Source organism: Kocuria sp. ZOR0020 (assembly GCF_000800955.1).
In the GTDB taxonomy this organism is placed as follows: domain Bacteria; phylum Actinomycetota; class Actinomycetes; order Actinomycetales; family Micrococcaceae; genus Kocuria; species Kocuria subflava.
Genome location: NZ_JROX01000250.1, coordinates 1 through 262, shown reverse-complemented (window position 1 = coordinate 262; position 262 = coordinate 1). Strand labels below are relative to the sequence as shown.

Below are 262 nucleotides of genomic sequence, written 5' to 3'. Positions count from 1 at the left end.
ATGAGTATGTTGCTACTTATGGCGACAAATATAGAATAGATAGCTTTAAAGGGCATAGAGAGCTTCGTAAAGACCACTTAGAACTATTGCAAGGTAAAGTGTACTATAATAGTAAAAACACGCTTAGAATCGAGACCACGCTCTTGTATGAAGTCGGACAATTTGTATCAATTGGTGGTTATCCTTATGGCGGTAGAAAATTTAGATTGTTAGAGCTATCAATTACTGATAACCCAGTTTTAGATAAAGCGGAAATAATTTC

Annotated in this window: 1 protein-coding gene; it reads left to right on the top strand. The window is 35.1% G+C overall.

Annotated elements, in window-relative coordinates; all coding sequences use genetic code 11:
- On the top strand, positions 1 to 262 hold a 262-nt coding region (locus L979_RS16850), incomplete at both ends, for a hypothetical protein (protein WP_047692566.1).